The organism is Microcoleus sp. CZ3-B2, from assembly GCF_036705055.1.
Lineage (GTDB): Bacteria > Cyanobacteriota > Cyanobacteriia > Cyanobacteriales > Microcoleaceae > Microcoleus.
On the sequence record NZ_JAUBTN010000022.1, the window covers coordinates 22,706 to 49,461 of the forward strand.

Below are 26,756 nucleotides of genomic sequence, written 5' to 3' on the forward strand. Positions count from 1 at the left end.
CTTGTGAAAAAGCGGTAATTTCATCATTCGATAATAAGTTAAAAGCTTATATATATGGCGGCACGGATTCCCATTATTTAATAATACGTCAAGTGGCAGCAAAAAGCAAGGGGCGATCGCAAAAAAGATTAATGCCAAATGCCAAATATCAAATTTTTGTTACAATACAAGTTAGTTTGGAAAAATTTAGAGATAGAAGTTTATGAGCAGCCTTATATCGGTGCAAACGCTAATTGAATATATACAAGCTTTGCCAGCCCAAGAGCAAACTTTACTATTTGAGGAGCTTTTCAGGCGAAACATAATCAAGCAGCGTCAGGAAAACATCGATTCTACAGTCAAGGTAGCTCTTGACTCGCCGAGCTGGTCAGCACGAGAAAAGTTTCCAAACACGGAAAAACTTTATGACGCGCTTATCAAAGCAGACCCGCTTATCATGGCAGAAAGAGAAAAGTCGCGCCAGGAAAACACCGAGCATACAGTCAAGACAAAAACACTCTTAACAGGTAACGCTACCTGCGACATTCGCGCAGCCGATCGCACTAACTTTGGGGGCGACCTCGACAGCTCAACTGCTCACATAATCATTAAAAACGAATCAGACAAAACCGTCAGTGCAGCGTTGCTGGGATGGCCCGAATGTAAAGCTTTTGGCGAGACGCGATCGCAAGCACTGCAAAACCTTCACGATTTAGTAAATGCCCAGCTAGCCGAAGCAGAAATCGTCTCTGTCAAACTCACTTCTAGTCGATCGAACAATCCTTGGGTGAGGTTAGCTGGTAAGTATGAAAACGATCCGCAATACGATGAGGTATTGGCACACATAGAAGAATATCGCCGCGAACTCGATGCAGAAACCGAAGCTTATTACAGTCAAATTGACGCTGCGGTTGAGACAAAATGAGCCGATACATACTTGATACGGATTGTTTCTCCCTTTGGCAACAGAATCATCCAATGATGGTGCAGCGGGTCGAGGTTAACCCAAAAAATCTTGCTTTAACTATTGTAACAGTAGAGGAAGTAATTCGCGGCAGGTTCAAGGTTATTAAAAACGCTTCTGAATCTTCGCAAGCAGACAAATTAGTATGGGCTTATACCAAGCTATGGGATACATTAGATGATTTCAGACTTCTAAACATTCTGAAATTTGACCAGAATGCTTTCACTATTTACACTGATTTCCGCCGTCAAAGAATACGCATCGGCACGCAAGATTTGCGAATTGCTGCTATTGTACTTGCTAATAATGCTATCCTCGTTACGCGCAACTACCGAGATTTTTCGCAAGTCCCCGATTTAGTGCAGGAAGACTGGACAATTCAACCTTAAAAGCAAGGGGCGATCGCAAAAAATAATGCCGCCCCAGCTTCAATTAAAAACTACCTTTGATCCCAAGCCGTCGCCGCATCACTCACAGCTTGTTCCACGGATTTTTCCCCCAACATCGCCGCCTGCAAATTGTCATAAATCGCCTTTTGCAACTTCTTAACATCCTTGAGAGGGGGAATTAACAACTCAGCTTTCGCCAAGCCAGAAGCACTGACAATCCTAGCTCGATCGCTCGGAGCAGCATCAGCCGGAACACTCTTAAAATAAGAGTCCTGCAAAGCCTCAACCGTAGAAGGCAAAACATTAGCAACCTTCGCAAAAGCCAACTGATTTTGAGAATTTGTCACGAACAAAGCAAACTTCACAGCATCATCAGGGCGCTTGCTGTCGCGAGGTACAACCAAATTCATCACCGCCACAGTCTTCTTGCCTGTTTCCCCCGTAATTTGAGGCGCAGCAGACGAGACAGCACCAATACTCGGAGCATTCTCAGCGATCGCCTTTAAAAACTGCGGCCCAGAACCCAACAAAGCAGTTTCTCCAGCTTGATAAAGCTCGATCGCCCTGCGATGTCCCTGCACCAAAACATCCTGCGGCAAAAGTCCGCCCTTGTACAAATCCACCCAATACTGAAAAACAGCCTTCCCCTTATCAGTATTAAAAGCAGCCTTACCTTTAGCATCAACCAAAGGCACACCCATCTGCACAAAAGATTGCAAAACCTCCGACGAATCTTCCGGTACAAAAGTCGCAAAAAAAGCAAATTTACCAGTCTTCTCCTTCACCTGTTTCGCCACAGACGCCAACTCAGCATAGGTAGCGGGAGGCTTAGCAATTCCAGCTTTTTTAAACAACTCCGTATTGTAAATTGTCACCCCAGTTGTCAGATACCAAGGAATCCCAAAAGTCTTGCCATCAAGTACGCTAGCTTTCCAGATATTCGGCAGATAGAGCGATCGCACTTGCTCCGAAATTCGAGAGTCCAAATCCAGCCAAGCATTGCGCCCCGCCAACAGCGAAGCAAAATCAGGATTCAGGTTCACCACATCCGGCGCAGTTTTCGCCGAAACAGCACCCAAAATCTTACTTTCCATCGCCGACCAAGGGACATCCACCCAACGCACCTTCACGCCCGGATTTTTGGCTTCAAAATCAGCGATCGTCTGATTGAAATACTCAGTAAACTGAGGTTGAAGCTGCATAGTCCAGAACTCGATTTCGTTAGCATTCTTAGTTTGGGAATTAACAGCAGGCTTGCTGCAGCTCACCACCGCAGCCAGCAGCAGCCCCACCAGCCCAAAAACAGCAAACAGTTGCCAAGATTTACGCTTCATAGAATTTAATTTCAGAATCATGGGAACCGTTAGAGAAAAAAAAGCACAGCCCGCCGAGAAAACCAGAGAGTCAAGTTCTAGTCTTGGTTGCGCCAGAGTCCTGCGAGGGAGAGAGTCGGTTTTGCAGCCGCACCGGCAGGTTTTCGGTCGATCGAGCTGAAAATTGTTGACATTCGCCGGAGAATAGCTATTGTCAAGTAAATTGGATAGCATAAAATCGGAACTAGCGATCGCGCAACCAAGACCCTGCAGCGCAGCACCGCCAACGGCACTGCGAACACCGAGATTACAGCAGGCGGGTTGGAAATACATACCAGGTTTCAAACAGAAAGTCAGTCTAGGCCAGCAATCCAAACCCGCCGGCCGATGGGTCATTCCTAATTGAAAATCCCAAATGGTATCACCCTCCAACAGCCCAAGGCTGAGTCAGGCTGGCCAACCACAAAATAAACAAATAGCAACTACCGGCGACCCAATCACATGGTTAACTTTTTCAAAGGTCTACTTTCCCAACGCCAGCCAGGAATCGGGATCGAAATAGCCCCAGACCGCATCAACATCATTCAGCTCGAAAAGAAAGCTCAGGCATTAAAATTAGGTATCCTAGCCTCAATAGAAGTACCAGAAGACATAATACAAGAAGGGCAAATAGTCGATCCGCCCGGAATGGCAGAACTCATCCGGTCAGTCCTCGCCGAAAACAAAATCAAAGCCAAGAAAGTAGCCACAGCCATTCCCGGCCGCGAAGCCGTCATCCGCTTAATTCCAGTTCCCGCAGAACTCAACGAAGAAGAACTGCGGGATTACATGAACGCAGAAGCAGGGCTGTACTTGCCGTTTCCCAGAGAAGACGCCGACGTAGACTATCAAAAAATCGGCCTATTTGTAGATGACGACGGCGTAGAAAAAGTGCAAGTGGTATTAGTAGCTACCCGCAGAGAAGTTACCGACACATACATCGAAACCTTCAAAGAAGCCGGACTGATCATAGACGTGCTAGAAGTAACCAGCTTTGCCCTGATTCGCACCCTCAAAGACCAACTGCAACAATTTTCATCCCAAGAAGCCGCCGTCCTCACAGACATAGAATTTGACAGTACCGAATTAGCTATAGTAGTGGACGGCATACCACAATTTAACCGTACCATCCCCATCGGCACCTACCAAATCCAGACCGCCCTCAACCAAGCCATGAATCTGCCCCCAACCAGAGACACCACCGAACTGCAAGGCATGACCCTGCCAGTAACGGATACAATGGGCGCATCGGGAGACGCCAATCCAGGCACAAATGCCATGATTAAAGTATTGGGAGAACTAGCAGACGAACTGCGCCGCTCAGTAGACTTTTACCTCAACCAGAGCGAAGAACTCGAAGTAGCGCAACTGCTGCTAGCAGGCCCCGGAGCCGCGATCGGCAAACTCGACGAATTTTTCATGCAGAGATTAAGTTTGCCCGCATCCCAAGTCGATCCCATCGAAACCCTAGGACTCGAAATCAGCCAAGAAATTACCCCAGAACAGCGAGCAGGCTTAGGAGTAGCCCTAGGCTTAGGACTCAGGGAGGTGCTCTAACCTAACAGTTTTAGATAATAGTAGAAAAACAGATTTGAGAATTTTAGGCAAAAGCTTCCTCCGAAAAAAGAAGACCCCTGATGCAGAAGGTAAAATATTGGAGGTAAAAGGTAAAAAGTAAAAGGTAGAATATCTGAGATAGAAGCAGCCAATTCCTGCGGAAAAAGGCAGAAAATTGTTTCCTTATTCCCTAAATAAACCCTTAACTTGTACCGATAATCTGGCGCTCACTCTAAAATCTAAAATTTCACATTTAAAGCAACCGCCCTCACAGTTAAGACGTTCTTAATTGCTCAAACCTCAGCCGTCGATTGCCACCAAAACTCCCTCGCGCCGATCGCTAAAGCCTTCCTCCGACCTTCTTTTTTCTGCCTTGTTTTTTCTGCCTTCTTCCTGATAACTGATAACTGAGAACGTTCGCTCGCGGAGAACAGCACCAATAACTAATGACCAATAACTAATGACCAATAACTAATGACCAATAACTAATGACCAATGACTAATGACTTCTTCCTTCAGTTATAAAATCGAGTGAAGCCATGTACAGCCTAGATATTAATTTTCTCAACGATCGCCCGGACTACAAACCAGTCACAGCAGCCAAAAGCTCAGCTAAAAGAAGTTCCGGTGGAGCCAAAGACCAACTGCCCCTCATAGGGGCGCTGCTGTTTGCCTTCGGCCTCAACGCCGCAGTCATGGGCGCCTGGTGGTGGGCGACCAACGAAAACACCGGCTTAGCCACAGAACAAGCAACCATCGACCAAGAACTGGCAAAATTAAACACTCAAGCCAGCGCCATCAAAGCCATCAACGCCGAAACCGACAAAATTACCGTCGAATACAAAGCATTAGCCGGAGTATTCGACCAAATTAAACCCTGGTCGGCCATGCTGCAAGACATCAGCGCCAGCACCCCCGCCGGAGTGCAAATTTCCAAAATCGAGCAAATCGACCCAAGTCCCGCCCCCGTTGCAGCACCCCCACCGCCGGCAGCAACTCCCGCCGCCTCCCCAGGGGCGAGTCCGTCTCCGGGGGCCACTCCCCCAGCCAGCCCCACCCCAGTGGCTGCTCCCACCCCCGTCGTCCCGCCCCAAACTGCAAAAGTACAAATTTCAGGGATAGCAAGTACCTTTGCTCAAGTTAACGACTTTATTCTGCTAGTCCAGCGCTCTCCTTTCTTCCTCGACACCGATACCAAACTGGTAGCGGCCACATTAAAAAACAACCCCACACAATTACAAGTACGCAACCCAAGCGCATCAGCAGCAGAACTTCCCAAACTCCGACCAGTGGTGGAATATAAAATTGAAACCACACTCAGCCCGACTGGAGCCTCCGAGTTGCTCTCCGAACTGCGGAACAAGCAAGCAGACGGACTAGCAATACGGATAGAAACACTTCAAGAAAAAGGAATACTAGAATCACAAAAAGGAGAAGTGAAAAAACCATGACAGCAGCAAACGAGTTTATTCCCAGCGGAGCAGAAGAGACAGGGGGTAAGGAAATATTCGGCATTAAGCTGACACCCCAAATCCAAGCCATAGGCATCGCGGTTCTCGGCCTCGGCGTGGCCGGCTACCTAGGCTACCAGTTCGTACTCCCAGAATTCCAAAAAAGCGGCGAATTCAAGCAAAAACTGGTAGAAAGCAAGCAAACGCAAGTGCAATTGCAAGCTCAAATTCAAAAAAAGGCAGAAGCAGAAGCCAAGCAAGAAGAAGCAAAACAGCGCCGCGCCCAAGTGACGGCAATGTTTGCGAGCGATGGAAGCGCCAACACCCTGCTGCTTGACATGACCCAACTGGTTAATCGCATCAACGCCGGCGTGCAAGGAGACGACCTCAAGGCTAAAATTACCAAATTTGAGCCGGATATGCCGCCAGCTACAGCAACCGCTGCAGCAGGAGCTCCAGACCCTGATATTCTCAACGATACGTCCTTCGGGCCCTCCCTTGTTGGCAAGCTCAGGCGCAAAAAATATAAGGTAGAGTTTGAAGGCAATTTCGCTCAAACCCGCAATTTTATGCGTAGTTTGGAGTTGATGCAGTCCCTGTTAGTAGTGAGGAATTTGAAATCTGAATTGCTAGCATCAAATCAGGCCATAGAAATCGATTTTTTGAAAGGGAAAATCATCCCAGTAGCTCAGCCGCAAACAAAAATTAAAACGGCTTTTGACTTGTACGCGCTCCTGCCGTTAAAGCAAGAAGAAAAACCGCCAACTCCGGCTCCGATTCCTGCCAAATAGCGCTAGGCGAGCGGATATAGCGGTTTTCAATTTCTGCGAGGTACATGAACTCCTTAATTACATGGCTTATACAGAAGACTCTAGAAAACTGGTTTTTTACCGAAATCAAGATTTTTTTGGCTAGTGTTTTGGTGAAAAACCAGGTTTCGGGGTACTATAGCAATCAGTTTATCTAAGTCGGCTCTTGCTCGGGATATGCGTTACTTTCGCAAAGTCGGGTAACGAGCAATCCCACAAATTCTGCAAGAATTGCTGTAGATAAGTCATAAATTGTCCATTAGGAAAAATTCCATCGCACCTCATTTTTCGCTCGCAAGGCTATATTAGGAACGCAAATTGAATAACTTCAAACATCTGCTAGACTTTTTTCTCTCCAGAAGTGGCGAGGTAAAAAGAGGCGGAGTATCCGGCCCTGCATTACCAGGCTATTCCTGGTAATGCTCGGAACGAACAACAGTTATTTAATTGCTATTCCTTAGCTATTTCAATTCGCTGTTTCGGGAGAAGGTTAAAGGCAAAATGTTGAAGATTGGATTCACAAAAAAAAGATCAAAAAATTTTTTCTGTGAATTTTAAAATGATAGTTTGTGCCTAATTATACCTGTTTTCTTAATTCAAAAAAGCTGAAAACGAGAGAGGTTTCAGTTAGTGCCAAAAGCTCGCTAGTCAAGATTGCGAACAATAAATAACCAAGTGTAGTGGAGGAGAGAACGTGAAACAGCATCTACGGTTAAGTGGTGGAATCTTCAGCAGCGTTGCTGGAATTATAATCGCCCAAGCGCCAGTCTCGGCAGCGCCGACTCAAGTCACAGGAGTGCAAGTAAGTCAAGCCAATAATGGGGTAAATATTGTCCTGGCTACGGAAAAGGGCGATCGCCCGCAAGTTTTCGCCATCAACAGCGGCAATACCTACCAAGCCACAATTACCAACACCAAGCTCCGCTTGTCCCAAGGCAACAGCTTCCGTCAAGATAACCCAGCTCCGGGCATTTCCTCAGTAGAAATCACCCAGATAGAAGCTAACAGCATCCGCGTTGTGGTAGCCGGCACCAACGGAGTTCCCAACGGACAAGTTATGCCCGGACAAGGCCAAAACATCGTCCTCAGCGTTGCCGGACAGGGCGGGACTGTGCAATCTACCCAAGCAGCAGCGCCTGCATTGCCTGCGCTCAACCAAACCCAAGCTTTGCCCCCGCCGCCTCCGGGACTGCCGCTGAACCAAACAGCTCCCCGGCCAGCTCCCCAAATCCGCACCTCGCAAAACGAGCGCGTGCTGCTGCCAAATCCCGAAATTACTATTACTAGGGACGATCGCCCGCCCCTACCAAGCGAAATTCAATCTCAAACCAATCAAGCTGCCCCTTTCCAGTCGCGGGCCGTGCCGCCGCCATTGGGAGATATCTCCGTATCTAACATCGCTCCAGGCGTAGGAAATATTGAGCTGAGTTCGGGAGAACGCATCCCCCGCTTGGTGCTGCGGGATGCCCCAGTACGAGACGTTTTAGCTCTGCTCGCTCGCGCTGCGGGATTGAACATTGCTTTTACAGGCGGCGGGGCGGCGGCGGGTCAACCGGGCCAACCGGCGGCCGCACCGGGAGCAGCAGGAGGCTCCGATGAAGGGCCGAAGATTTCCTTGGACATCGAAAATGAGTCGGTGCAAGATGTTTTCAACTACGTGCTGCGGATCAGCGGACTGCAAGCCAACCGCGTCGGGCGCACGATTTTTGTGGGTTCTAATTTGCCCCTAGACTCGCGCAATATTATCGTTCGGACTCTGCGGCTCAATCAAGTCAGATCTACCGATGCAGCTAACTTTTTGAGCGCTCAAGGTGCAGAAACTCAACTGCCGATTACTCGGGTGACGATTCAAACCGTGGGCCAGGGAAATGCGGCGCGGGATGTGGAAATTCGGGAACCGGATATTAAGGCAATTGGCGCTAAGGACGGCAACGGGCCGCTGTTGCTCAGGGGACTGTCGGTGCTGGCGGATGCCCGACTCAATTCGATCACTTTGGTGGGCGATCCCCGCAAAGTTGATATTGCGGTAGCTTTCTTGACTCAGCTAGATTTGCGCCGCCGTCAAGTGGCTGTCAACGTCAAGGTGATCGATGTCAACTTGCTGGGAGCAAATAACACTAGCAGCAGTTTCTCTTTCGGAATTAATAACAATTTCTTTGTCAATGACAACGGAGCAGCAAGTCTCAATTTTGGCGGCATCAATCCGCCCAGTGGAACTGACCTTACGGGTATCAGCGCTCGGCCCATTGTCGGCAACCGAGACATTCCCACAGAAAACAGGACACCTTTCTACGATCCTAGGGGCAATTTAATCAACGTACCGCTCACGGGACTCGGTGGCGGGTTGTTCGTCCAGCCGACTGCGCCGATTACTAATGACCCCGCGCGAGTTGGGATTAGCGATTACGAGGCGTTTGACCCTACAACGGTGAATTCTACCGGAAGTGCGACTTTTGCCCTGTTCCCGCTGTTCCAATATCCGAGGAGGTTCTTGTCGGCGTTGCGGGCAACTATTGAGACTAGGAACGGCAAAATCCTCACCGATCCGACTCTGGTGGTTCAAGAAGGAGAAACGGCGAATGTAAATATTACTGATGAGGTTATTACTAACATCACGCAGCAAACGCAGAGTACCGGAAATACAAGTACCACAACAACCACGGCTGTCAAAGATAAGGTGGGTTTGCAGTTGGGGGTGGCGATCGATCGGGTTGACGATAATGGCTTTGTCTCTCTGCGGGTGAACCCGATTATCAGGACACCCAACCCCACTATTAACCTTTCGGTTGGCTCGAACGTAAATCAGATCACGCCGCTGGGCGAGCGTTCGCTGCAATCGGGGCTAATTCGCCTGCGGGACGGTCAGACTTTGATTCTTTCGGGGATTATCCGCGACGAAGAACGGATTGAAGCGAGAAAGATTCCGATTTTGGGAGATTTGCCGATTATCGGTTCGCTGTTCAGGAGCTCGACCAAGACCAACCAACGGGCGGAGTTGATTGTGTTGCTGACTCCGCAGATTTTGGATGATAGCGATCGATCGAACTTTGGCTATCAAAACAACATCAGTCCCGACGCGCGCCAACTGTTGCAGCGCAGCCAGCCCGTCCAACCGAGATAGTAGTCAGTTGGCTGTTGACTGTTGGCAGTTGGCAGTTGGCAGTTGGCAGTTGGCAGTTGTCAGTTGTCAGTTGGCAGTTGGCTGTTGGCTGTTGGCTGTTGGCAGTTGGCTGTTGGTAGGGGCGGTGCCCCCGTGCCCGCCCTCTTACTTGGCAGTTGGTAGGGGCGGCCCTGCCCAGAAAAGGGAAAGGGACAAAGGAAGAAGGAAAAAAAAATCCTTTAGCCCTTGACAAATGACATTTTGTTCTTTCTATTTCTCCTTTTGTCCGCTCTGAAATCCACCGAGGCAAGAAATCGGCTCTCCAAAGTGGTATTTTTTTAACGAAATTTGGGTATTAATTTAAAAAGTTGGCAAGTTCCATATAAATTAAAGGTTCCACCGATCCATAACGGTCGGCAAGACTTTAGAATAATGCAGTGAAAATTAGATGCTGTGGGGTTTTCAGCAATTAAAAACAAAAATTCCTTTTCTGACCAATTATCCTAGGGTAATTGGTATTCAGCAGGAGTTTTTCAGGGGGAAGCGGGCTGGAGCAATAGGGGACTACCCAAATCTCCAAATCCAAACTCCCAATGCAGTTACCACTCACAGCTAATAGTTGAACTCGGTTTGACGTATTTTACAAATTCCAGAAGGAGTTCGGAATGAACAAAGGTGAATTGGTTGATGCAGTCGCAGAAAAAGCTACTGTCACTAAAAAACAGGCAGACGCGGTTTTGAGCGCTGCTTTGGAAGCAATTATGGAAGCTGTCTCCGAGGGCGACAAGGTGACGCTGGTCGGTTTTGGCTCCTTTGAGTCGCGGGAACGCAAGGCCCGTGAGGGTCGCAATCCAAAAACCGGCGACAAGATGGAAATCCCGGCAACCAGAGTTCCTGCATTTTCCGCAGGGAAGTTGTTTAAGGACAGAGTTGCACCGGCGAAAAACGCCGAATAACGGGCAAACTGAGTCTTGATCAGACCTGTACACGGTGGAAATTTAGCTTGGGCAGCCGCATTAGCTGGCTGCCCAGCTTCTGCTATTCTCGATTTTTCTGCCAGTATCAGTCCTTTGGGCCCTCCTGAGTCGGCCTTGGCTGCGATTAAATCTCGCTTGAGCAGTCTGACGGCTTACCCAGACCCGGATTATGGAGAGTTGAGGGCTGCTTTGGGTGAGGCGTTTAATGTTGACCCGGATTGGGTTTTGCCGGGGAATGGTTCGGCGGAATTGTTGACTTGGGCGGCTTGGGATTTGTCGGATCTGGAGGCGACTTATTTGGTGACTCCGGCTTTTGGCGATTACTGGCGGGCTCTTTCGGCTTTTGGGGCGCAGGTGCTCGATTGTCCTTTGGATCTCAAATCGTTGGGCCAGGAGCTTTTGAGCGGGTTAGTAACTGATGGTTTGTCGGTTTCTAACCGCTCTTTTGTTTCTCTTTCTCCTGCTGTCCCGGTTCCTTTTGCTCTGGGGGGCGATCGAGGTTTGCTATTGAACAACCCCCACAATCCTACGGGTTTGCTGTTCGGTAGGGAGGCGATTTTGCCTTATGTGGAGCAGTTAGGTATGGTGGTGGTGGATGAGGCTTTTATGGACTTTCTACCACCGGAAAAACAGCAAAGTTCGATCGCTGCTGTTGAGGAGTTTCCGAATTTGGTGATTTTACGATCGCTCACTAAATTCTATTCTCTGCCGGGACTGCGGATGGGCTGTGCGATCGCGCATCCCGATATTCTCCGCCGCTGGCAGTTGCGGCGCGATCCTTGGCCTGTGAATGCTCTGGCGGAGGCGGCGGCGGCTGCTGTGGTGCGAGATGCTGCTTTTGAGCGGAAAACTTGGGATTGGCTGCCTGTGGCTCGCCAAGAGTTGTTTGAGGGTTTGGCTAATTTACCTGGTTTGCGGCCTTGGACGGGGGCGGCTAATTTTTTGTTGGTTGAGTCGTCGCTGTCGGTGGCTGCGATTCAAAAAAGTCTGCTGGAAAAACACCGGATTTTGATTCGGGATTGTTTGAGTTTTCCTGAGTTGGGCGATCGATTTTTTCGAGTAGCCGTGCGCGAGAAGGCGGACAATCTGCGGCTGATTGCTGGACTTCAAGAAGTCCTTAGTCATTAGTCATTAGTCATTAGTCATTAGTCCTTAGTCCTTAGTCCTTAGTCATTAGTCATTAGTCATTAGTCCTTAGTCATTAGTCATTAGTCATCAGTCATTAGTCATTAGTCATTAGTCATTAGTCCTTAGTCCTTAGTCATTAGTCATTAGTCATTAGTCATTAGTCATTAGTCATTAGTCATTAGTCCTTAGTCATTAGTCCTTAGTCATTAGTCATTAGTCAGTTGGTTGTTGGCAGTTGACAGTTGGCAGTTGACAGTTGGTTGTTGACAGTTGGTAGTTGGTTGTTGATAGTTGACAGTTGGCCGTTGTCATATCCTTTCCGGTTGTATCGGAATAATATATTGGAATCGTATCAGCGCGAGCGAGACGTGAGTGCTACATCATAATTTCGATAAGCTATCGTGCAAATAAACATTGCATATTCAGGGCGGGAGGGACGCTCAACCCCTATTTATCACAAGAGTTTTATTTTTTTTACATAAAGTTAAATTTCGCAACAGCTTACAACCGGATTTGATATCAGTTGACAGTTGACTGTTTACAACAAACACCTAACAACTGAGGGCGGGCACGCACCATCCACCGCCTTTACCAACTACCAACTACCAACTAACAAATAACAAATAACAACCAACAACCAACAACCAACAACCAACAACCAACAAATAACCAATAACAAATAACCAATAACAAATAACAACTAACACCTAACAACTAACAACTGACAATTTTATTTATGCTTGATTATGATTTAGTGATTATTGGTGGAACTCCGGCGGGACGCTATGCTGCTTTGACGGCAACTAATTTCCCGGCCCGCGTTGCTTTAGTGGAACCGTTAAGCAATTCGCCAGATTTGCCGAGTGAGGAGAAGGTGTCGATCGACTTTGGCTTGAGATACAGCCAAACTTTGAGCGAGGCTGCTCGTTTTGCTCAGCAGCTTCGCCGCCTACAGTTGGGGGTTCGCCCGGATGTGGCTGATTCGTCGGTGCCGCTCGAATTGCCCTTAGATAATCTGTTCAAATGGACTGAAGGTGTTGTTTCTAATTTAGAAGAAATTGACGATCTAGGCGTTTTGGCTGCTCGCGGGGTCGATATTATTTTTGGTAGCGGCGAGTTTGTTGCAAAACCTAAGTTGGCTTTTGTTACGGGCGATCGATCTTTGCGATCGCGCTGTTATTTGCTAGCTTCTCCAACTTTACCGACGGTTCCCAATATTGAAGGACTTTTGTCTGTCGGCTTTTTTACTTCGGAAACTGTCGCCCAATTGACCAAACTTCCACAGTTACCTCAAAGTTTGGCTGTAGTTGGTGCCGATCCCAGCGGGGTAGAAGTGGCTCAAACTTTTGCTCGATTAGGGGTGGCTGTGACGCTTGTGGTCAAGGCTTCGCGGATTTTGGCCAAAGAAGACCGGGAGGCTGCGGGCTTGGTTCAAGCTGCAATGGAGGCGGTTGGAGTCCGCATTCTGACTTCTACTGAGGTGACTCAAGCTCGGGTGATTGATGGTAAAAAGTGGATTCAAGCCGGGCCCAGGGCGATCGAAGCTGAGGAGATTTTTTTGGCTGCTGGCCGCGGACACAATTTTCCATCGTTAAATCTCGAAGCGGTTGGGGTTAAATTTAACAATCGCAGGTTGATTTTAAATGAAAAATTGCAAACAACTAATTCGCGCATTTATGCGATCGGCGATGTTGCTGGTGGTTATCCGTTCCCTCATATTGCTAATGCCGAAGCTGGGGTGGCTGTGAAAAATGCTTTGTTTTTGCCGCTGTTTCAAATAGATTATCGCGGGATTCCTTGGGCGATTTTTTCCGATCCGCAGTTGGCGAGGGTTGGTTTGACTGAGGCGCAAGCAAGGCGTCGTTTTGGAGACGATTTGATTGTTTGTCGGGAATATTTTAAGAATGTTGAAAGAGCTCAAATGTGCGGGGAGACTACTGGTTTTTGTAAGATTGTCGCGCGTCGCAATGGGGAGATTTTGGGAGCGAGTATTGTGGGGCCGCAAGCTGCTGAGTTGATTCATGCGATCGCTCTGGCGGTGCGTCACGGGATGAAGGTTGAGGCGATCGCGGAACTTCCTTATATTTGGTCGAGTTTTTCGGCAATTAACGGTCAAACTGCTACTATTTGGGAGTCGCAGCGCTGCCGCAGCAATACTTTGATGCAGAATTTATGCGAGAATTTATTTCACTGGCGCAGGTATTGGAAATGAAAAAATTAGTCATTGGTCATTAGTCATTAGTCATTAGTTATTAGTCATTGGTAATTGGTCATTAGTTATTGTAGGGTGCGTCAGTAAAAATTGTTAACGATAGATACATAATCTGACGCTGACGCACCCTAGGGTTAGTTATTGTATTTATATTATTTTTATAAAGATGCGATAGAGATAAAGGACGATCGAACATTGTAATTATTTGCTTTACCTTTTTGCAAAAGTATTTCATAACTTTAAAAAAATGGTATCACGTTTTAACCCAATACGGTTTACTTAGGGCGAGCCAGGGGATAAAAAACTATGAAAAATAGATACTGCGATTGCTTCGTTCCTCTCTTCGGACAATTTTAAGTTAATCGTATTGCGTTTTAACTGATCGCCCTTTGAGTTCGCAAGTGAAGTAAAAACAAAATAGCGGTATATATAAGTGGTATCTGTACCACTTATATATACCGCTACCTATTAAACCGAAGCTGTGGCGGAGGAAGCTGATAATGCCCAAGCCTGGTTTGGTAAGTGTTCTAGGACGGAGAGGGTGGGATTTGAACCCACGTTAAGATTGCTCCTAAAGTAGATTTCGAGTCTACCGCATTCAACCGCTCTGCCACCTCTCCAATTAAATTGAGATGCGAGCTAGAAGTATCTTACCGCACAGTGCGCCACTTTGTAAATCCTTAGAGAAAAGAAGTTTGATTTTCTTCTGATTCCAGAGTCGTCTTAAATCCCGTTGTGGGTGTCCACTGAAGAGCTCCGTCGCGCCCCGTCCAAAAAATCCGGGTTTTGCTTTGGTGCAGTTTGGCTGCGGTTTCTGGGTCGATTTCGTCTGCAGAGGCGATCGCCACTTGCGGCCCAACTGCCTCCAATAACTCGGCTGTCAGGGTTTTTCCCGACCACAACAGCACTTGCGCCGCCTTCAATGTTCCTGCGGCTGCTAATCTTTTTGATAACATACTTTGGGCTTGCGGTGTCATGTCACCGACAATCAACCAAGTACGCCCCCTCACCAATAACTCTACTACCGGAATCTCTGCATCCAAGAACTGCAACCGCGTCGAGCCCAGATCGATGGTACTGTTAGTTTCTAAAAGAAAGTAAACGCCTTGCCGAGATTGCACAGCCGTCATAAATTTATCATCGCTGCCGCGGTGAATTTGTTTGGAATCTTTATTATCATAAAATGTTTTAATGGGCAAGCGTTCTAGTAATTTTCCCCAACCGCCGCTCAAACCTAAATGACCGTGAGTGGCGATCGCAAAATTCACAGAATTAATACCTTGCTTCTGCAAAAAAGGCAACACTGTAAACTTCACAGTATTTTCATCACCACTATTAATTAGCGCCACTTTTCCCCGATCTTGAATTACCAAAACTGGATCGCCAGATGTCGCCAGCAAAGTAACTTTAAACACAGATGATTTAACGTGCAAAGCAGGCAAAACTACGATCGCAATTCCCGCCATTAGCGCCAGCGGGAAAATCCAAGCCGCAGAAATTCGCAGCCGAATAACTGTGCTTTTCCCCTGCTTCCCTCTCCCCTTTCCCTGATTTTTCCCTCTTCCTACTTCCTGCTTCCCTCCTTTTTCTGCCTTGCTTCTTCTATTAGTGACATCCCGTACATCCGTTACATCCCGGACATTGCTCGTTGCCGAACTTCCCCCCAGCCAAACCCAACAGATTAAACTGTAAAGTGCGATTAACTGAAACACCGATACTTGACCGACAGCTACCGAATTACCTGGCAATTGTGAGAAATATTGGGCGATCGCAATTAAGCCCTTTGCCGGATAGTCCAGCAGTTGCGCCAAAACGCTTCCCGCCGGCGGAAAAATCAATCCTGCTAAAGCGCTAACCATCCCGCCAATACTCAAAATCCACAGCAAAGGAGCCGCAATAATATTGACTAAAATGCTATAAGGTGATACCACACTAAAAACGTAAAGTAGTAGCGGCAGCACCCAAACTGAAGCTGCGATCGGAACCACCACAATTGAAGCGATCGCGGGCGGCATCCAGTCCAACTTGGCCATCAGCGGCGGGGCTGTCACCACTAATCCCAAAGTAGCCAAAAAACTCAGTTGAAAACCTAAATCCCAAATCCACAAAGGGTTAACTAGCAGTAAAATAGTCGCAGCGATTAACAGCAATCCCAACGGCTTAACTTCGCGGCTTAACACCAAAGCAAATAATGTGCCAAATCCCATCAGTGCGGCGCGGCATATTGAAGCTTCAAAGCCTGTTAGTGCTACCAACAAAAATAAAGCGCCTACGCCAAATCCAAATTGTAACTGTTTGGAAAAACGCTTGGTTAAAGCTATAACTAAAGCCAAAACCATTGAAACTTGAGTGCCCGAAGCTGCGATCGCGTGAGCTAATCCAGCTTGCACAAAATAGTCGCGGATGTTGTAAGGTAAATCTACTGCTTGTTTGCCGAGGGCGATCGCACTTATTAGCGGCCCTTCGGGAACATTCAAATGCGATAATTGCGATCGCGCGATCCGCATCCGCATCGCTTGAATTGGCGATGGCTGCATCCCGGTTGACTCCCAGAAAGCGCCTGTTGTGCTGTTAACTCGATTGACATCGGCGATCGCCTTTTCTCTCTTCCAGTCAACCTGACGCCCTTTGAGCCCTGCAAAAGCCCCTTCTCTGGCTAAATATGCTCGAAAATCAAAAGCCCCCGGATTTGAGGGCGGCTGCGGTTTGTATAGCGATCCCACCACTGCGATCGTATTGTCGGCGTACAAGCCCGTTGCTTGCAGTAGAGGCACTGTAACGTAGAGTTTGCCTGATACAGGGCGGTTGACGACTACTCCTCCGTCGCTACCGTTGATTCCGCTAACTACATCTGTTTCTAGCCAAAATTGCGATCGGCCCGATCGGGTTAATCTAGGGTTACTCGCCACTCTACCGCGAACTGTCACTACGACTTCTTGAGTGTTTCCCTCCGCCGGAATCAATTTGCTGATGTCATTAATTGCCGGTTGGGGCGATCGAAGTACCAAATAAAAGCTAGCTAAAAATGCCAGCAAACCCGCCATTCCCCACACCCATTTCCCTCTCGGCAGCACCTCCAACAAACTCAATTTTTCCCTCGTCTCTAAGGGTTCTTCTATAGTATTTTTTGGAGTTCTGGTGCGTCTTTTTTTAGTCGTTTTAAAATGTTTTTTAGTATGCTTGAGCAACAACTTAGGCATCGCGATTGCGACGGCGATTCCCAAAGCTAGTATCGCGTATCTACCCCAAAAAACTCCTGTAGAAATCAATCCCAGAATGTAGGCCAGACAGAAAATGACACCCGTTGCTTGATTCATTAATTAGAAACTCATATCAATTCCGGTAACACCGGAATGACTGTTGACTGTTGACTGTTGAGAGAACGATATCAGAGGGGAATATTTCAGGGAAACCGATGCGGGACTTATCAACTCCTTACCAAAGAAACCGGGTTTTTCAACCGGGGTAAAAAGCTAAACGCCGTGTATTTAGCTAAAAAACCCGGTTTCTGGCTACCCCTGCGCGAGTTATGGCAAAATTTCTTTTTTTACATTCTTCCTTTCCCCGAACCCTTCCTCTTCCTCTTCTAAATAGACAGACCCAATTTTAAACCGAAAGCTGCGTGCAGTACCATAAGTGCTAAAGCCGTCGTGCCTAAATAAGCGTGAACCGCGCGCAGTGCTAGCTTGTTCCCCCCAAAACCAGTCAGCGAAATTAAGCTGCTAACAGCCAGCAAAACCAGCACTGTCGAACCCGTCCAAAAATGCGGGCTTTCCATCACGGGCTGATGCTGCATCACCAGCGACAGCAGTCCACCAGTGTAGCCCAAAGCTAAAAATAGAAACATCCACGGTGCCAGCTTGCGGTGATCCGATCGACTTTTGAGCGCGACATCCTTATCGGCGGCCAAACGTCCCTGCCATCCTGTATAGCCGACAAAACTGCCCATCGCTACAATCACGATCCCCATCATTACAGGATGTCCCCAATGGGTAATTGGTTCGGGAATTCCCAGGCTGCGAAATTGACTGGCGATTGGTTCTAGAAGTTCGCTTAAATTTACCATTTGATTTTGATTCCCAGCTTGGCGATCGATATTTTCGGACTCATCATTAAAATATTATAAAAGAGTTGGCAAGCGCGATCGCGCACTTCTAATAGTTGTTTAACAACACCGCAAAATATTTCCCACAAGCCCTTACTTACACAAAACTTAGCCGGCTAAAGCCGGCTGTGAGATTTTTACAGCAGCGATGCTGTTTCAAGTTAATTATTTGTTAGCTTTATCAGCTAAATCGAAAAGCAAAAATAAACCCTATTTGCCCGTACTTTACACCCCGGAGCGGCTTTTCGCCCAATCTTCACAGCCTCATCCTCGATCTGGATGTTAAATTTGACCTGCCTGCTCAAAGTTAATTTCAATTCCTTGACTTTTGAAGGCCAAAGTGGGAAATTAACATCGCAGCAGACGAGCAGTAGCACTTCTACATTTTGTCGATCGCTCTCAAGGGAGAGTCAACTGCAGCACCAAAAAACTAGGGGTTCCAAGTTTGAGGCGAATTGCATAAACTATGCCGTCTGACTGGTGGGAGTTCGATCGACTCAGCGCTAAACTGAATGTCTGAAGGCACTCTCAAAGCACCCTTGTCGGTTGAGCTACCATCAGTCTACAACCTTTAAATCCTCTCAATTAAATCGTTGGGGGTTGCCGTTGTAGCAGACAAGCACCGAATTTCGGGCTTGGCCTACCTCGGAACCGTACCGTCGCTAAACTCACTGCGCCGTCGCCAAAGTAGCTTCCGCAGGTTGGATGTGATACTTCACCAGATTTGCCAGTTCTTGTAACTGACTAATCGCTTCGGCACCTTCAAGTTTCATCAGTTCGCGATCGTCCCGCATCTCCGTCCAAGTGATACCGTAATCTGACACTAAAAATCGAATCAGATGGTTGTCCGTCAAACTGACCATAAATGAGGCACTGTTCATCTGACCCCCGCAAGTGTAGCAGGATGCCAAATAACCCCTACGCTCTAGCACGATCGCCAAAGCCTGAAGGTTCATTACCAAATCTTGGACGAATTTACGGTGTTGTTCTGCAAGTCTCAGAAACACAGTTTTTCTCCTATCACCACGCCGTGTATTTTACACCCAATTTAATAATTTCTTAAGTATTGGGTATTTAGGTGCTGGTTTAGTATATGTTTAGTATGCTCAAAAAAAATCGAATTAGCGACCTCTTCAGCTTACTTATACTAGATTAACCGAGTTGCGAGCGCAACTAAGTATCAGCAGCGACATTCAGCCAAAACAGGCTTTCCTCCGGGACTCCAGCCTCAAAAATATCCTACAATGACGGTTGATTCAGCCCTCGGACAGGCCAAATATACAAATAACTAATCATAGCAATCGAGTTAGTTAAGAATAAGAGTTCAATCGCCCTGGGGATACTCCTCCCAAAGTGTCGTAGTCTGCCGCAAGCTCAGAAAATCGCCATTTCCCAAGATCAAGTGATCCAACAGCGGAATCGACAAAAACTGCGCTCCCGCCAGCAACTGTCGCGTCAAAGCAATATCCTCCGGGCTCGGATCGACAATTCCCGAGGGGTGATTGTGCGAGATAATCGCCCGCGTCGCCCCTTGGCGGATCACTTCTCTAAATATATCCCTAGGGTGAGCTAAAGTTTCGGTAGCTGTGCCGATCGTAATTACCTGAGTTCCCAGCAGCCGATTTTTTACATCCAGCAGCACCACAGCAAAACGTTCCTGAGACTGCCACATCAAATCCTGACTCAGAGCATCCGCAGCCGCTTGTGGAGAGTCAACCACAGCCATTTCCGGCGGTCGCGACTGAAACACCCGCTTCCCCAACTCCACCGCAGCCAAAATCGAGGTCGCCTTAGCAGGGCCAATCCCGTGAATTTGAGTCAACTCCTGAACGCTAATACTGCGGAGCACCGCCAGAGGGTCACGGGAATGCAAACTCAACTGATTTAAAATATACTGTCCGAGTCCGACGGCGGAAAGTTTGCCCTGTCCCTGACCAGTGCCCAGCAGAATCGCAATCAATTCCGCCGTTGCCAAACTTTTCGGACCGCCCGCCATCAGCCGTTCCCGCGGCCGTTCGCTGGTTGGCAAATCGACAATTCTCAAGCTGTAAGTCATAGATGCACCTGCACCGCAAGCTCAACAATTACCCCATTTTAGCCGATCGATTTGCGTTCTTCACATCAGTAAGATTACCGAAAAAATCAAGGCCTTAACTGATGTTTTTGGCGATCGTATTTTCGTGAAAAAAACCGATTTATCGCCCTAACCTGGCATAACTCCTGGTAAAATTTTTCGTAACGCTGCCACAAAAGTGAGGTGTACGGGCAGCTACGTTCAGCGCAAAGGTTCGCTGACCATAGATTTTTGCCATTCAGTTGAGGCTAGCAGCGCCGAAGCAACTGGCTGCGGCGGCTTAGGTGCTGTCACTCCCACCAAAACAAACGAAACTGCCATCAAAACGCCGTATAAACTTATAGATAGCTTGCGATCGCCCATTCCCACCCATTGCGGATTCACCAGACCCAGACAAAAAGCTGGCATTGAAAACATAAAAGTTAAAACAAACAAGCTAGACATCACAGCACCTCCGACTCGCTAACTCCACCGATCAATTAATTCTCTCTTCCATTAACCTATCAAAAATCCGCTGAAAAAAGTTGCGATTGATGATTTATGACTTGGGAAGTATTCCCTGTTACCAAACAATAAAAAAAACAGTTAAATCTACTACTTGAGGTAGATGTTAAAAGAATTAAGAGCTTTTGATACCATCAATAAATCACGTTTAAAATAGACACTAAATTTCTTAATCAAAATATGCAAGTCCGCTTTAACGTAGTCCGCCAAAATCAAAACGAGGCTCCCCGGGTTCGCGCTTACACCCTAGAGGTGGAAGAAAGCAATACCATCCTAGATTGCCTCAACAGTATCAAGTGGGAACAGGACGGCACTTTAGCTTTTCGGAAAAATTGTCGCAACACAATTTGCGGCAGTTGTTCGATGCGAATTAATGGGCGATCGGCCTTAGCTTGCAAAGAAAATGTCGGTAGCGAACTCGCCAGACTGCAAAAAATAGCTTATTCCAGTTCGACAGAACAGCCTGCCGATTTTATCCCAGAAATTACCGTCGCCCCAATGGGAAATATGCCGGTAATTAAAGATTTGGTCGTCGATATGACCAGTTTTTGGGACAACCTGGAAGCTGTGGAACCCTATGTCAGCACAGCCTCGCGAGCAATTCCCGAACGGGAATTTCTGCAAACTCCCGAAGAGCGATCGAAACTCGACCAAACAGGCAACTGCATCCTCTGCGGCGCGTGCTATTCTGAGTGCAACGCCCGCGAAGTCAACCCAGAATTTGTCGGCCCCCACGCCCTCGCGAAAGCTTACCGCACGATCGCCGATTCCCGCGACGGGGAAACCGAAAACCGGCTCGAAAAATACAACGAAGGTACTTCCGGCGTGTGGGGATGCACTCGCTGTTATTACTGCAACTCGGTTTGCCCGATGGAAGTTGCGCCGATGGATCAAATTGGTAAGATTAAGCAGGAGATTCTCGATCGCAAAGACGACCAAGCCAGTCGATCGATCCGCCACCGCAAAGTATTGATCGAACTCGTCAAAGAAGGCGGTTGGATAGACGAGCGCAAATTTGGGATCGAAGTAGTAGGAAACTACTTCCGCGACGTTAAAGGTTTGTTCAGTCTCGGCCCCTTGGGCTTGAGAATGATCGCTCGCGGCAAATTCCCCCTATTTTTTGAGCCTTCCGAAGGTACCGAAACTGTGCGGAATCTGATCGAATCGGTTCAAAATTTAGAAAATTCAGCAGATTAGCGATCGGCTGTCATTTTCCGGTAAATTGGAAGTTGTGCGATCGCAAAACTTCCCAAAAATCTTGTTTCAAAACTCGCAACTCAAAACATTTAAATGACTGCTAAAACACCTCCATCTCCCCAACCAACAGCCCCAAATACCCCAGCACCAGCAGCACCAGCCTTTGGCTGGAATGCTTACGCCGAAAGAATCAACGGACGATTTGCGATGGTGGGATTCGTGGCACTTTTGCTGCTAGAATTCTTCACGCGCCAGGATTTTTTCACTTGGCTCGGCCTGCGTTAAATCTGTCGGTATATGCGCTAAAAATGCTGGGAAACCAGCTTGTTTAACGATTCTATAGCTGTCACCCAGTATTTTTGATAAAAAACTCGCTTTCTGGCAACTCGTGCCTAATATCGTGTCCGTTAGCATCGGAATAGTAAATTAACAGTTAACAGTTAACAGTTAACATCATGTCTGAGTGCAACCGGAATTGATATAATATCGTGTTCGATCGGCGATCGTAACAAAAACCGTTCGTAGTGCGGACTCGCATTCCGCACTACCAACCAATTTTATTTTTTTTAATCGACCGGAGACGATATAAAAAATAGATAATTATCTATTTTCTGCCTGGATCTCTGCTTTGGAAAAGCGGAAATAGAGTTAAGTTGTTGCAAATTTAACCTGTAAATGTGACCCTGGTTTGTAACTCGCAGATCGAGGAATTTTAGAAATAGATAATCGATTTCGAGAAAATTAATCTGCTGCTGTTTCGCGGACGGTTAAACTGTACTTACCTCTACCTTTGGGAGGCGCATCGTAAGCATTGACAATGACGCGGTAGCGACCGCTCGCAGATAAGGTAACAGTCAGCTCTGAATTGGAATTTTGCTGCGTGACATCATCATTTTCTGCAAGTAGCTCGCCCTTGGAGTTGAAAATAGCCAGATAAGTATCAAATTCGCTACTTTCTACGCTAATAACCACTTTCTGACCCTGATTTCCTTCAAAGGTATACTCGTCGTACAAACTGCTGTCCGAGGGCAGTACAGAAGACTTAGCAGGGCTGAGTTCTCCCTTTTGCTCTAATATGACCTTAGACGCACCCCCTGCTGGACTTGGCGAAGGTTCGACAGTTGGGCTCAGAGTTGGCGAAGGCTTGGGGCTTGCTTGAGCTAGAACAGCTTTGCTTGTAGAACTCGCATCAGGTGAATTTTGAGGCAATTCTGCTGAAATGAGGGTAGAACTGTTGTTAGCAACTCCTTGGGAGTTTGAAACTGGCACCGAGAGAGTCGGCTTGCTAGAAAAAGTAGCTAGTAAAGCAATTGGCGCGATCGCCCAAAATCTAAATTGACGCATGAATTACCTCGATTTGCAACGAAGGAAGAAGGAAGAAGTCATTAGTCATTAGTCATTAGTCATTGGTTATTGGTTATTGGTTATTGGTTATTGGTTATTGGTTATTGGTTATTGGTTATTGGTTATTAGTTATTAGTTATTAGTTATCAGGAAGAAGGAAGAATAAAAATAATTCGACCAATGCCCACCCTTCGACTTGCTTCGACTTGCTTCGACTTGCTTCGGCTTCGCCAGCGGACAAGTCGCGATCGGGCAAGATGCCCTGCGCGGGCCAATGCCCAATTCCCAATCCCTCCGCTCCGCCCAATTCCCAATTCCCAATCCCTCCGCTTCGCTCCGCCCAATTCCCAATTCCCAATCCCTCCGCTTCGCTCCGCCCAATTCCCAATTCCCAATTCCCAATTCCCAATTCCCAATTCCCAATTCCCAATTCCCAATTCCCAATTCCCAATTACCTATTTTCAACGGACAGTTAGAGTATAACGACCCCGGCCCGAAGCATCAAAAGCATTGACAACTACGCGGTAGCGACCCGTAGCGGGCAAAGTGACACTCAGAAACGCATTTTTAGTCTCATCGCTCACATCGTCATTTTCTGCCAGCAATCGCCCGTTGGGGCTAAAGATAGCCACATAGGGATCGAAATCTGTACTTTCTAGGGAAATGGTTACAGACTGACCCGATCGACCTTCAAAAGTATACTCTCGATACAGACTGTTATCAGACGGCAATACCGGGCCGCCTGCGACTAAAGCGCCTTCTTCTTGCAAAATCGCCCGAGAAGGTGCCGTAGGAGCACTCGCTTTCAGTTCTAACGTATAAGCCCCGGACTGCCTAGCTTGGTAGGAATTTGCCAGTAGGGTGTAAGTGCCGTCTGCTGGTAGCCTGAGCGTTATTTTGGCGTTTTTACTACCTGCACCGTCATCGTCTTGCGCGATTTCGCGCTGGTTGGGCCCGAGCAAAATTAAATAAGGGTCAATTTCTTGACTTGTCATTTCAATTGTGATTTCCTGGCCCGCTTTTCCTTCAAAGGAGTAGAGGTCAAAAAAGCTGTTGTCTGCGGGGAGAACGCTAGACTGGGTGGTGAGTTTGCCACTCAGGGCCGGCCCGTTTAACGCAACTTTTTGAGGTGATTTGTTGCCAAAGGGCGATCGCCTCTGAGCAACGCGGGGAGCTCGCCCTTCTCGCACCGCTGTCAGGAAATCCGGTACTTTGTCTGCTGAAATTGCAAAACCGATACCGATATTGCCTCCACCTTGACCGCGAGTAAAAATAGAAGTATTGACGCCGATTAATTCTCCAGAACTGTTGAGCAGCGGGCCTCCTGAATTCCCGGGATTGATGGCTGCGTCGGTTTGAATTAAGCCCCGCTGCGGATCGATGCGGCTGACTATTCCGACTGTCAAAGTACCTTGAAATTGACCGAAGGGATTGCCGATCGCAAATGCTTGTTGTCCGACTTTCACCGAACCGGGACGGGCGATCGGAATTGTGGGCAAATTGTTTTGACCGCGAATCTTTACCACCGCTAAGTCTAGACCATCTTCGCCGAATCCGACCACATCGGCGACAACTTTTTTGCCGTCTGACAGAATTATATTCACCGTACCGCCTGCGGAAACAACGTGGGCGTTAGTTAACACCGTGCCGTCGGGGCTGATAATTGTGCCGCTACCGTTAGATTTATCTGTATCGACGGTGACAACCGCCGGACTTGCTTGTTCGTAGACTCGAATGTTGATTTGTTCTTCGGCATTATTTTGGGCGATCGCACCTGGGAAATGCACCGAGTTAAATTCCTTTAAATCAGCCTCCGGCCGCCCCGGGAACGCCGCAACTACCGCAGCAGGGCTGGCTGCAACCCCAATTGTGACAATTCCTGATACTGCTAAACTTAAAAGTTTGAAATTCATGGTCGTGAATTAGTATTTAGCTGCCAACAGGTAGCAGTTAGCTTTTCGGGCTAATGCTAACTACCACCTCTAATTATTTTAGGACTTGCGCGAGGGTAATGAAAAATTGAAGCTTGAGATTGCTTCAATTTTTCACCTACGGCTGGGTTTTGGGAGAATTGGTCGATCGCCTTTCGGGTCAGTTTTTTGTTAGTAAACTACGAATTTCCAGCAGTTTCGGCAATTCTAGAATCGAGTGGGCGATCGATATACTTAACATTAGCTTGGCGCACCTTAGCATCCTCATTGCCATAGAAAAAAGACAGCAAAGCAAAACGCTGCCCGCTAATCACCGGTGTTGCTTCGTGCAGCAGAGAACACGAAAAAATAATCGCCGTACCAAAATCCCCTTTATAACCGTGCGGCGCGTACTCAGGAAACCGCAAAAATCCCCCCGTATACTCCGCCGGATTCAAGTTGAGAGTCATCGCAAATCGGCGGTGCATAGTACCTTTGCTCGTATTGTCGCGGTGCGGCCGGAAATAACCGCCGCTCTCAGCATCGTAACAGCCCACCAAATACCGTTCAAACCTAGTAATTGTAAACTGGAAAGCTTTTTCAACTTCCGGCTTCACCCGGCGCAAAATAATCGCACTCAATCGCTGCTGCAATTCGGGGTCTTCAATATAGAAATCCCGGCGTTTCTTAAAATTATCGTCATGAATGCCAACAGTTTTCCCGTCTATTTGCCTCATAAAGCCCGAGGGACTGCCGCCGTGAGTTTTGTATAAATCGATCAAAGCGCCGCAAGAAGCTTTGTCCAAAACCTTAGGAATTACTAAGACGGGGGCGTGTCGAGTGGCTTGTCGGGCTGTCTCTAAGGGCGGCAAATTTTTGAGAAAATCCAATACTTGCAGCGCGTGTTGGTGGGGATCTCCCATCGGGACAATGTTAATTACCTGAAGGTTTTCGTTGAGAACAAAAGTTTGAGGTGCATAGTGAACTCCGGCTACTCCGTTTTCTTCGATATCTCGGCAAACGCCGTACTGTTGGCTGAGTTTTTTATCAAAATCCCAGAAAAAGATGAATGACGGAGCAATTGTTGTCCGTCTGTCTTGTTCTTGGTCTGCAGCATCAACGCTAACTCCGAACAGCGGTACTTGCAAGTTTTGGAATTCTGCTGAAAGTTCTTCAAAGCTTTTGAGCATAACTTGAATTTCTGCGAAAGCTGTGCTGGCAAAGAAAAATAGCACAGTTCGTCGGCCGCCAACCGTCGAGAAATGAAATAAGGGGTTATTGGAGGCAGCTATGGAAAACCAAGGCGCGGGATCTCCTATTTGTAGTATTGGCATATTGCTGATTCGAGGTTTGAGATTTCATATTTGAGACCTTTATATTTTTTGTTTGTTCCACAAGTTGTATTTTGGGCGATCGCACAGGTTTGTAATCAGGACTTTAGTTCTTCTAAAATGCGAACCAAATTCCTCGCTACAAACCTACAAAAAACGTTGCCTGGGAATATCATTAAATATTTTTAATAGTATTTTTTGTATTAGTTTTGATTTTTATTTTACTTAATCTAGCTAACTTGAAATTCATATTTTGGTGTTATTTGAAAAATATTATCATGTTTGAAAACATAGCAGTTTTCCGAAAAATCGGATGAGGTATTGACCGAGGGAGCATCTGGTGTTTTGTATTAAGAGTGCTGTCCCGATCGCG

General features: G+C 47.3%; 22 protein-coding genes and 1 tRNA gene. 12 read left to right on the plus strand and 11 right to left on the minus strand.

Translation table 11 applies throughout. The features are described 5' to 3' along the window. The first annotated feature begins 202 nt into the window (after positions 1-202). Both QUA97_RS12450 and QUA97_RS12455 read left to right on the plus strand, forming a co-directional pair. Positions 203-904, plus strand: coding sequence for a hypothetical protein (locus tag QUA97_RS12450; RefSeq protein WP_228050393.1), 702 nt, complete (start codon positions 203-205; stop codon positions 902-904). Beyond that, positions 901-1,332, plus strand: coding sequence for a type II toxin-antitoxin system VapC family toxin (locus QUA97_RS12455; RefSeq protein ID WP_194071106.1), 432 nt, complete (start codon positions 901-903; stop codon positions 1,330-1,332). Before QUA97_RS12450 ends, QUA97_RS12455 begins: the two co-directional genes overlap by 4 nt. 50 nt (positions 1,333-1,382) lie before the next feature. On the opposite strand, the gene QUA97_RS12460 is transcribed toward QUA97_RS12455, so the two are convergent. Further along, positions 1,383-2,666 (minus strand): ABC transporter substrate-binding protein, encoded by a 1,284-nt coding sequence (locus QUA97_RS12460; RefSeq protein ID WP_194071111.1) that lies wholly within the window; start codon positions 2,664-2,666, stop codon positions 1,383-1,385. Positions 2,667-3,146: 480 nt separating this feature from the next. Between QUA97_RS12460 and pilM the strand changes: the two genes are divergently transcribed. The 8 genes from pilM to QUA97_RS12500 all read left to right on the plus strand — a co-directional run bounded on the left by pilM (position 3,147) and on the right by QUA97_RS12500 (position 13,918). Then, positions 3,147-4,241 (plus strand): type IV pilus assembly protein PilM, encoded by a 1,095-nt coding sequence (gene pilM / locus QUA97_RS12465; RefSeq protein WP_194071107.1) that lies wholly within the window; start codon positions 3,147-3,149, stop codon positions 4,239-4,241. A gap of 539 nt (positions 4,242-4,780) precedes the next feature. Next, entirely contained in the window at positions 4,781-5,692 is a 912-nt protein-coding gene (locus QUA97_RS12470) for a PilN domain-containing protein (RefSeq protein WP_333194746.1), read from the plus strand. Then, complete coding sequence (locus QUA97_RS12475) at positions 5,689-6,483, plus strand: pilus assembly protein PilO (RefSeq protein WP_333194747.1); 795 nt, start codon at positions 5,689-5,691, stop codon at positions 6,481-6,483. Before QUA97_RS12470 ends, QUA97_RS12475 begins: the two co-directional genes overlap by 4 nt. A 712-nt stretch (positions 6,484-7,195) precedes the next feature. After that, positions 7,196-9,622 carry an AMIN domain-containing protein gene (locus QUA97_RS12480; protein WP_333194748.1) on the plus strand — a complete coding sequence of 809 codons (2,427 nt, stop codon included), beginning with the start codon at positions 7,196-7,198 and terminating at the stop codon, positions 9,620-9,622. Positions 9,623-9,629: 7 nt separating this feature from the next. Then, entirely contained in the window at positions 9,630-9,851 is a 222-nt protein-coding gene (locus tag QUA97_RS12485; RefSeq protein ID WP_333194749.1) for a hypothetical protein, read from the plus strand. 415 nt (positions 9,852-10,266) lie between these two features. Further along, positions 10,267-10,557, plus strand: a complete 291-nt coding sequence (locus QUA97_RS12490) for an HU family DNA-binding protein (RefSeq protein ID WP_194009466.1) — start codon at positions 10,267-10,269, stop codon at positions 10,555-10,557. 15 nt (positions 10,558-10,572) lie between these two features. After that, positions 10,573-11,706 carry a threonine-phosphate decarboxylase CobD gene (gene cobD / locus QUA97_RS12495; RefSeq protein WP_333194750.1) on the plus strand — a complete coding sequence of 378 codons (1,134 nt, stop codon included), beginning with the start codon at positions 10,573-10,575 and terminating at the stop codon, positions 11,704-11,706. A 736-nt stretch (positions 11,707-12,442) separates the two neighbouring features. Next, a complete protein-coding gene (locus tag QUA97_RS12500) occupies positions 12,443-13,918 on the plus strand; it encodes a dihydrolipoyl dehydrogenase family protein (protein WP_194070454.1) in 1,476 nt (491 codons plus the stop codon). A gap of 533 nt (positions 13,919-14,451) precedes the next feature. Here the strand turns inward: QUA97_RS12500 and QUA97_RS12505 are convergent. The 6 genes from QUA97_RS12505 to QUA97_RS12530 form a co-directional block, all read right to left on the minus strand. Then, positions 14,452-14,538 (minus strand) — tRNA-Ser (locus tag QUA97_RS12505). Between the two features lie 60 nt (positions 14,539-14,598). Continuing rightward, the gene (locus QUA97_RS12510) at positions 14,599-17,235 is read right to left on the minus strand and encodes a ComEC/Rec2 family competence protein (protein ID WP_333194751.1); all 2,637 of its coding nucleotides are present in this window, start codon (positions 17,233-17,235) and stop codon (positions 14,599-14,601) included. A 269-nt stretch (positions 17,236-17,504) separates the two neighbouring features. After that, positions 17,505-17,984 (minus strand): DUF4079 domain-containing protein, encoded by a 480-nt coding sequence (locus QUA97_RS12515; RefSeq protein WP_194009462.1) that lies wholly within the window; start codon positions 17,982-17,984, stop codon positions 17,505-17,507. Between the two features lie 707 nt (positions 17,985-18,691). Further along, positions 18,692-19,030, minus strand: a complete 339-nt coding sequence (locus QUA97_RS12520; protein ID WP_194009461.1) for a DUF1815 family protein — start codon at positions 19,028-19,030, stop codon at positions 18,692-18,694. A gap of 317 nt (positions 19,031-19,347) precedes the next feature. Continuing rightward, the gene (gene radC, locus QUA97_RS12525; protein ID WP_194070456.1) at positions 19,348-20,079 is read right to left on the minus strand and encodes a RadC family protein; all 732 of its coding nucleotides are present in this window, start codon (positions 20,077-20,079) and stop codon (positions 19,348-19,350) included. 219 nt (positions 20,080-20,298) lie between these two features. After that, complete coding sequence (locus QUA97_RS12530; protein WP_194070457.1) at positions 20,299-20,541, minus strand: hypothetical protein; 243 nt, start codon at positions 20,539-20,541, stop codon at positions 20,299-20,301. Positions 20,542-20,781: 240 nt separating this feature from the next. On the opposite strand from QUA97_RS12530, the gene QUA97_RS12535 reads away from it, so the two are divergent. Both QUA97_RS12535 and QUA97_RS12540 read left to right on the plus strand, forming a co-directional pair. Beyond that, positions 20,782-21,798: a succinate dehydrogenase/fumarate reductase iron-sulfur subunit gene (locus tag QUA97_RS12535; protein WP_194070458.1), complete on the plus strand. Its 1,017-nt coding sequence runs from the start codon at positions 20,782-20,784 to the stop codon at positions 21,796-21,798. A gap of 93 nt (positions 21,799-21,891) precedes the next feature. After that, positions 21,892-22,083 (plus strand): chlorophyll a/b-binding protein, encoded by a 192-nt coding sequence (locus QUA97_RS12540; protein ID WP_333194752.1) that lies wholly within the window; start codon positions 21,892-21,894, stop codon positions 22,081-22,083. A gap of 456 nt (positions 22,084-22,539) precedes the next feature. Here QUA97_RS12540 and QUA97_RS12545 read toward each other — a convergent pair whose 3' ends face one another. From QUA97_RS12545 to QUA97_RS12560, 4 genes are all read right to left on the minus strand, one after another. Next, positions 22,540-23,142 carry a PPC domain-containing protein gene (locus tag QUA97_RS12545; protein ID WP_194070459.1) on the minus strand — a complete coding sequence of 201 codons (603 nt, stop codon included), beginning with the start codon at positions 23,140-23,142 and terminating at the stop codon, positions 22,540-22,542. Between the two features lie 139 nt (positions 23,143-23,281). Further along, entirely contained in the window at positions 23,282-23,593 is a 312-nt protein-coding gene (locus tag QUA97_RS12550; protein WP_333194753.1) for a hypothetical protein, read from the minus strand. Between the two features lie 10 nt (positions 23,594-23,603). Continuing rightward, positions 23,604-25,055 (minus strand): trypsin-like peptidase domain-containing protein, encoded by a 1,452-nt coding sequence (locus QUA97_RS12555; protein WP_194070461.1) that lies wholly within the window; start codon positions 25,053-25,055, stop codon positions 23,604-23,606. 197 nt (positions 25,056-25,252) lie between these two features. After that, positions 25,253-26,386, minus strand: coding sequence for a 2OG-Fe(II) oxygenase (locus tag QUA97_RS12560; RefSeq protein WP_194070462.1), 1,134 nt, complete (start codon positions 26,384-26,386; stop codon positions 25,253-25,255). Between the last annotated feature and the right edge of the window lie 370 nt (positions 26,387-26,756).

What these genes read in the sequence shown, in the direction of transcription:
- QUA97_RS12450 (WP_228050393.1), top strand. Translation starts at nt 203, where the DNA reads ATGAGCAGCCTTATATCGGTGCAAACGCTAATTGAATATATACAAGCT.
- QUA97_RS12455 (WP_194071106.1), top strand. Translation starts at nt 901, where the DNA reads ATGAGCCGATACATACTTGATACGGATTGTTTCTCCCTTTGGCAACAG.
- QUA97_RS12460 (WP_194071111.1), bottom strand. Translation starts at nt 2,666, where the DNA reads ATGAAGCGTAAATCTTGGCAACTGTTTGCTGTTTTTGGGCTGGTGGGG.
- pilM (WP_194071107.1), top strand. Translation starts at nt 3,147, where the DNA reads ATGGTTAACTTTTTCAAAGGTCTACTTTCCCAACGCCAGCCAGGAATC.
- QUA97_RS12470 (WP_333194746.1), top strand. Translation starts at nt 4,781, where the DNA reads ATGTACAGCCTAGATATTAATTTTCTCAACGATCGCCCGGACTACAAA.
- QUA97_RS12475 (WP_333194747.1), top strand. Translation starts at nt 5,689, where the DNA reads ATGACAGCAGCAAACGAGTTTATTCCCAGCGGAGCAGAAGAGACAGGG.
- QUA97_RS12490 (WP_194009466.1), top strand. Translation starts at nt 10,267, where the DNA reads ATGAACAAAGGTGAATTGGTTGATGCAGTCGCAGAAAAAGCTACTGTC.
- QUA97_RS12500 (WP_194070454.1), top strand. Translation starts at nt 12,443, where the DNA reads ATGCTTGATTATGATTTAGTGATTATTGGTGGAACTCCGGCGGGACGC.
- QUA97_RS12510 (WP_333194751.1), bottom strand. Translation starts at nt 17,235, where the DNA reads ATGAATCAAGCAACGGGTGTCATTTTCTGTCTGGCCTACATTCTGGGA.
- QUA97_RS12515 (WP_194009462.1), bottom strand. Translation starts at nt 17,984, where the DNA reads ATGGTAAATTTAAGCGAACTTCTAGAACCAATCGCCAGTCAATTTCGC.
- radC (WP_194070456.1), bottom strand. Translation starts at nt 20,079, where the DNA reads ATGACTTACAGCTTGAGAATTGTCGATTTGCCAACCAGCGAACGGCCG.
- QUA97_RS12530 (WP_194070457.1), bottom strand. Translation starts at nt 20,541, where the DNA reads ATGTCTAGCTTGTTTGTTTTAACTTTTATGTTTTCAATGCCAGCTTTT.
- QUA97_RS12535 (WP_194070458.1), top strand. Translation starts at nt 20,782, where the DNA reads ATGCAAGTCCGCTTTAACGTAGTCCGCCAAAATCAAAACGAGGCTCCC.
- QUA97_RS12540 (WP_333194752.1), top strand. Translation starts at nt 21,892, where the DNA reads ATGACTGCTAAAACACCTCCATCTCCCCAACCAACAGCCCCAAATACC.
- QUA97_RS12545 (WP_194070459.1), bottom strand. Translation starts at nt 23,142, where the DNA reads ATGCGTCAATTTAGATTTTGGGCGATCGCGCCAATTGCTTTACTAGCT.
- QUA97_RS12555 (WP_194070461.1), bottom strand. Translation starts at nt 25,055, where the DNA reads ATGAATTTCAAACTTTTAAGTTTAGCAGTATCAGGAATTGTCACAATT.
- QUA97_RS12560 (WP_194070462.1), bottom strand. Translation starts at nt 26,386, where the DNA reads ATGCCAATACTACAAATAGGAGATCCCGCGCCTTGGTTTTCCATAGCT.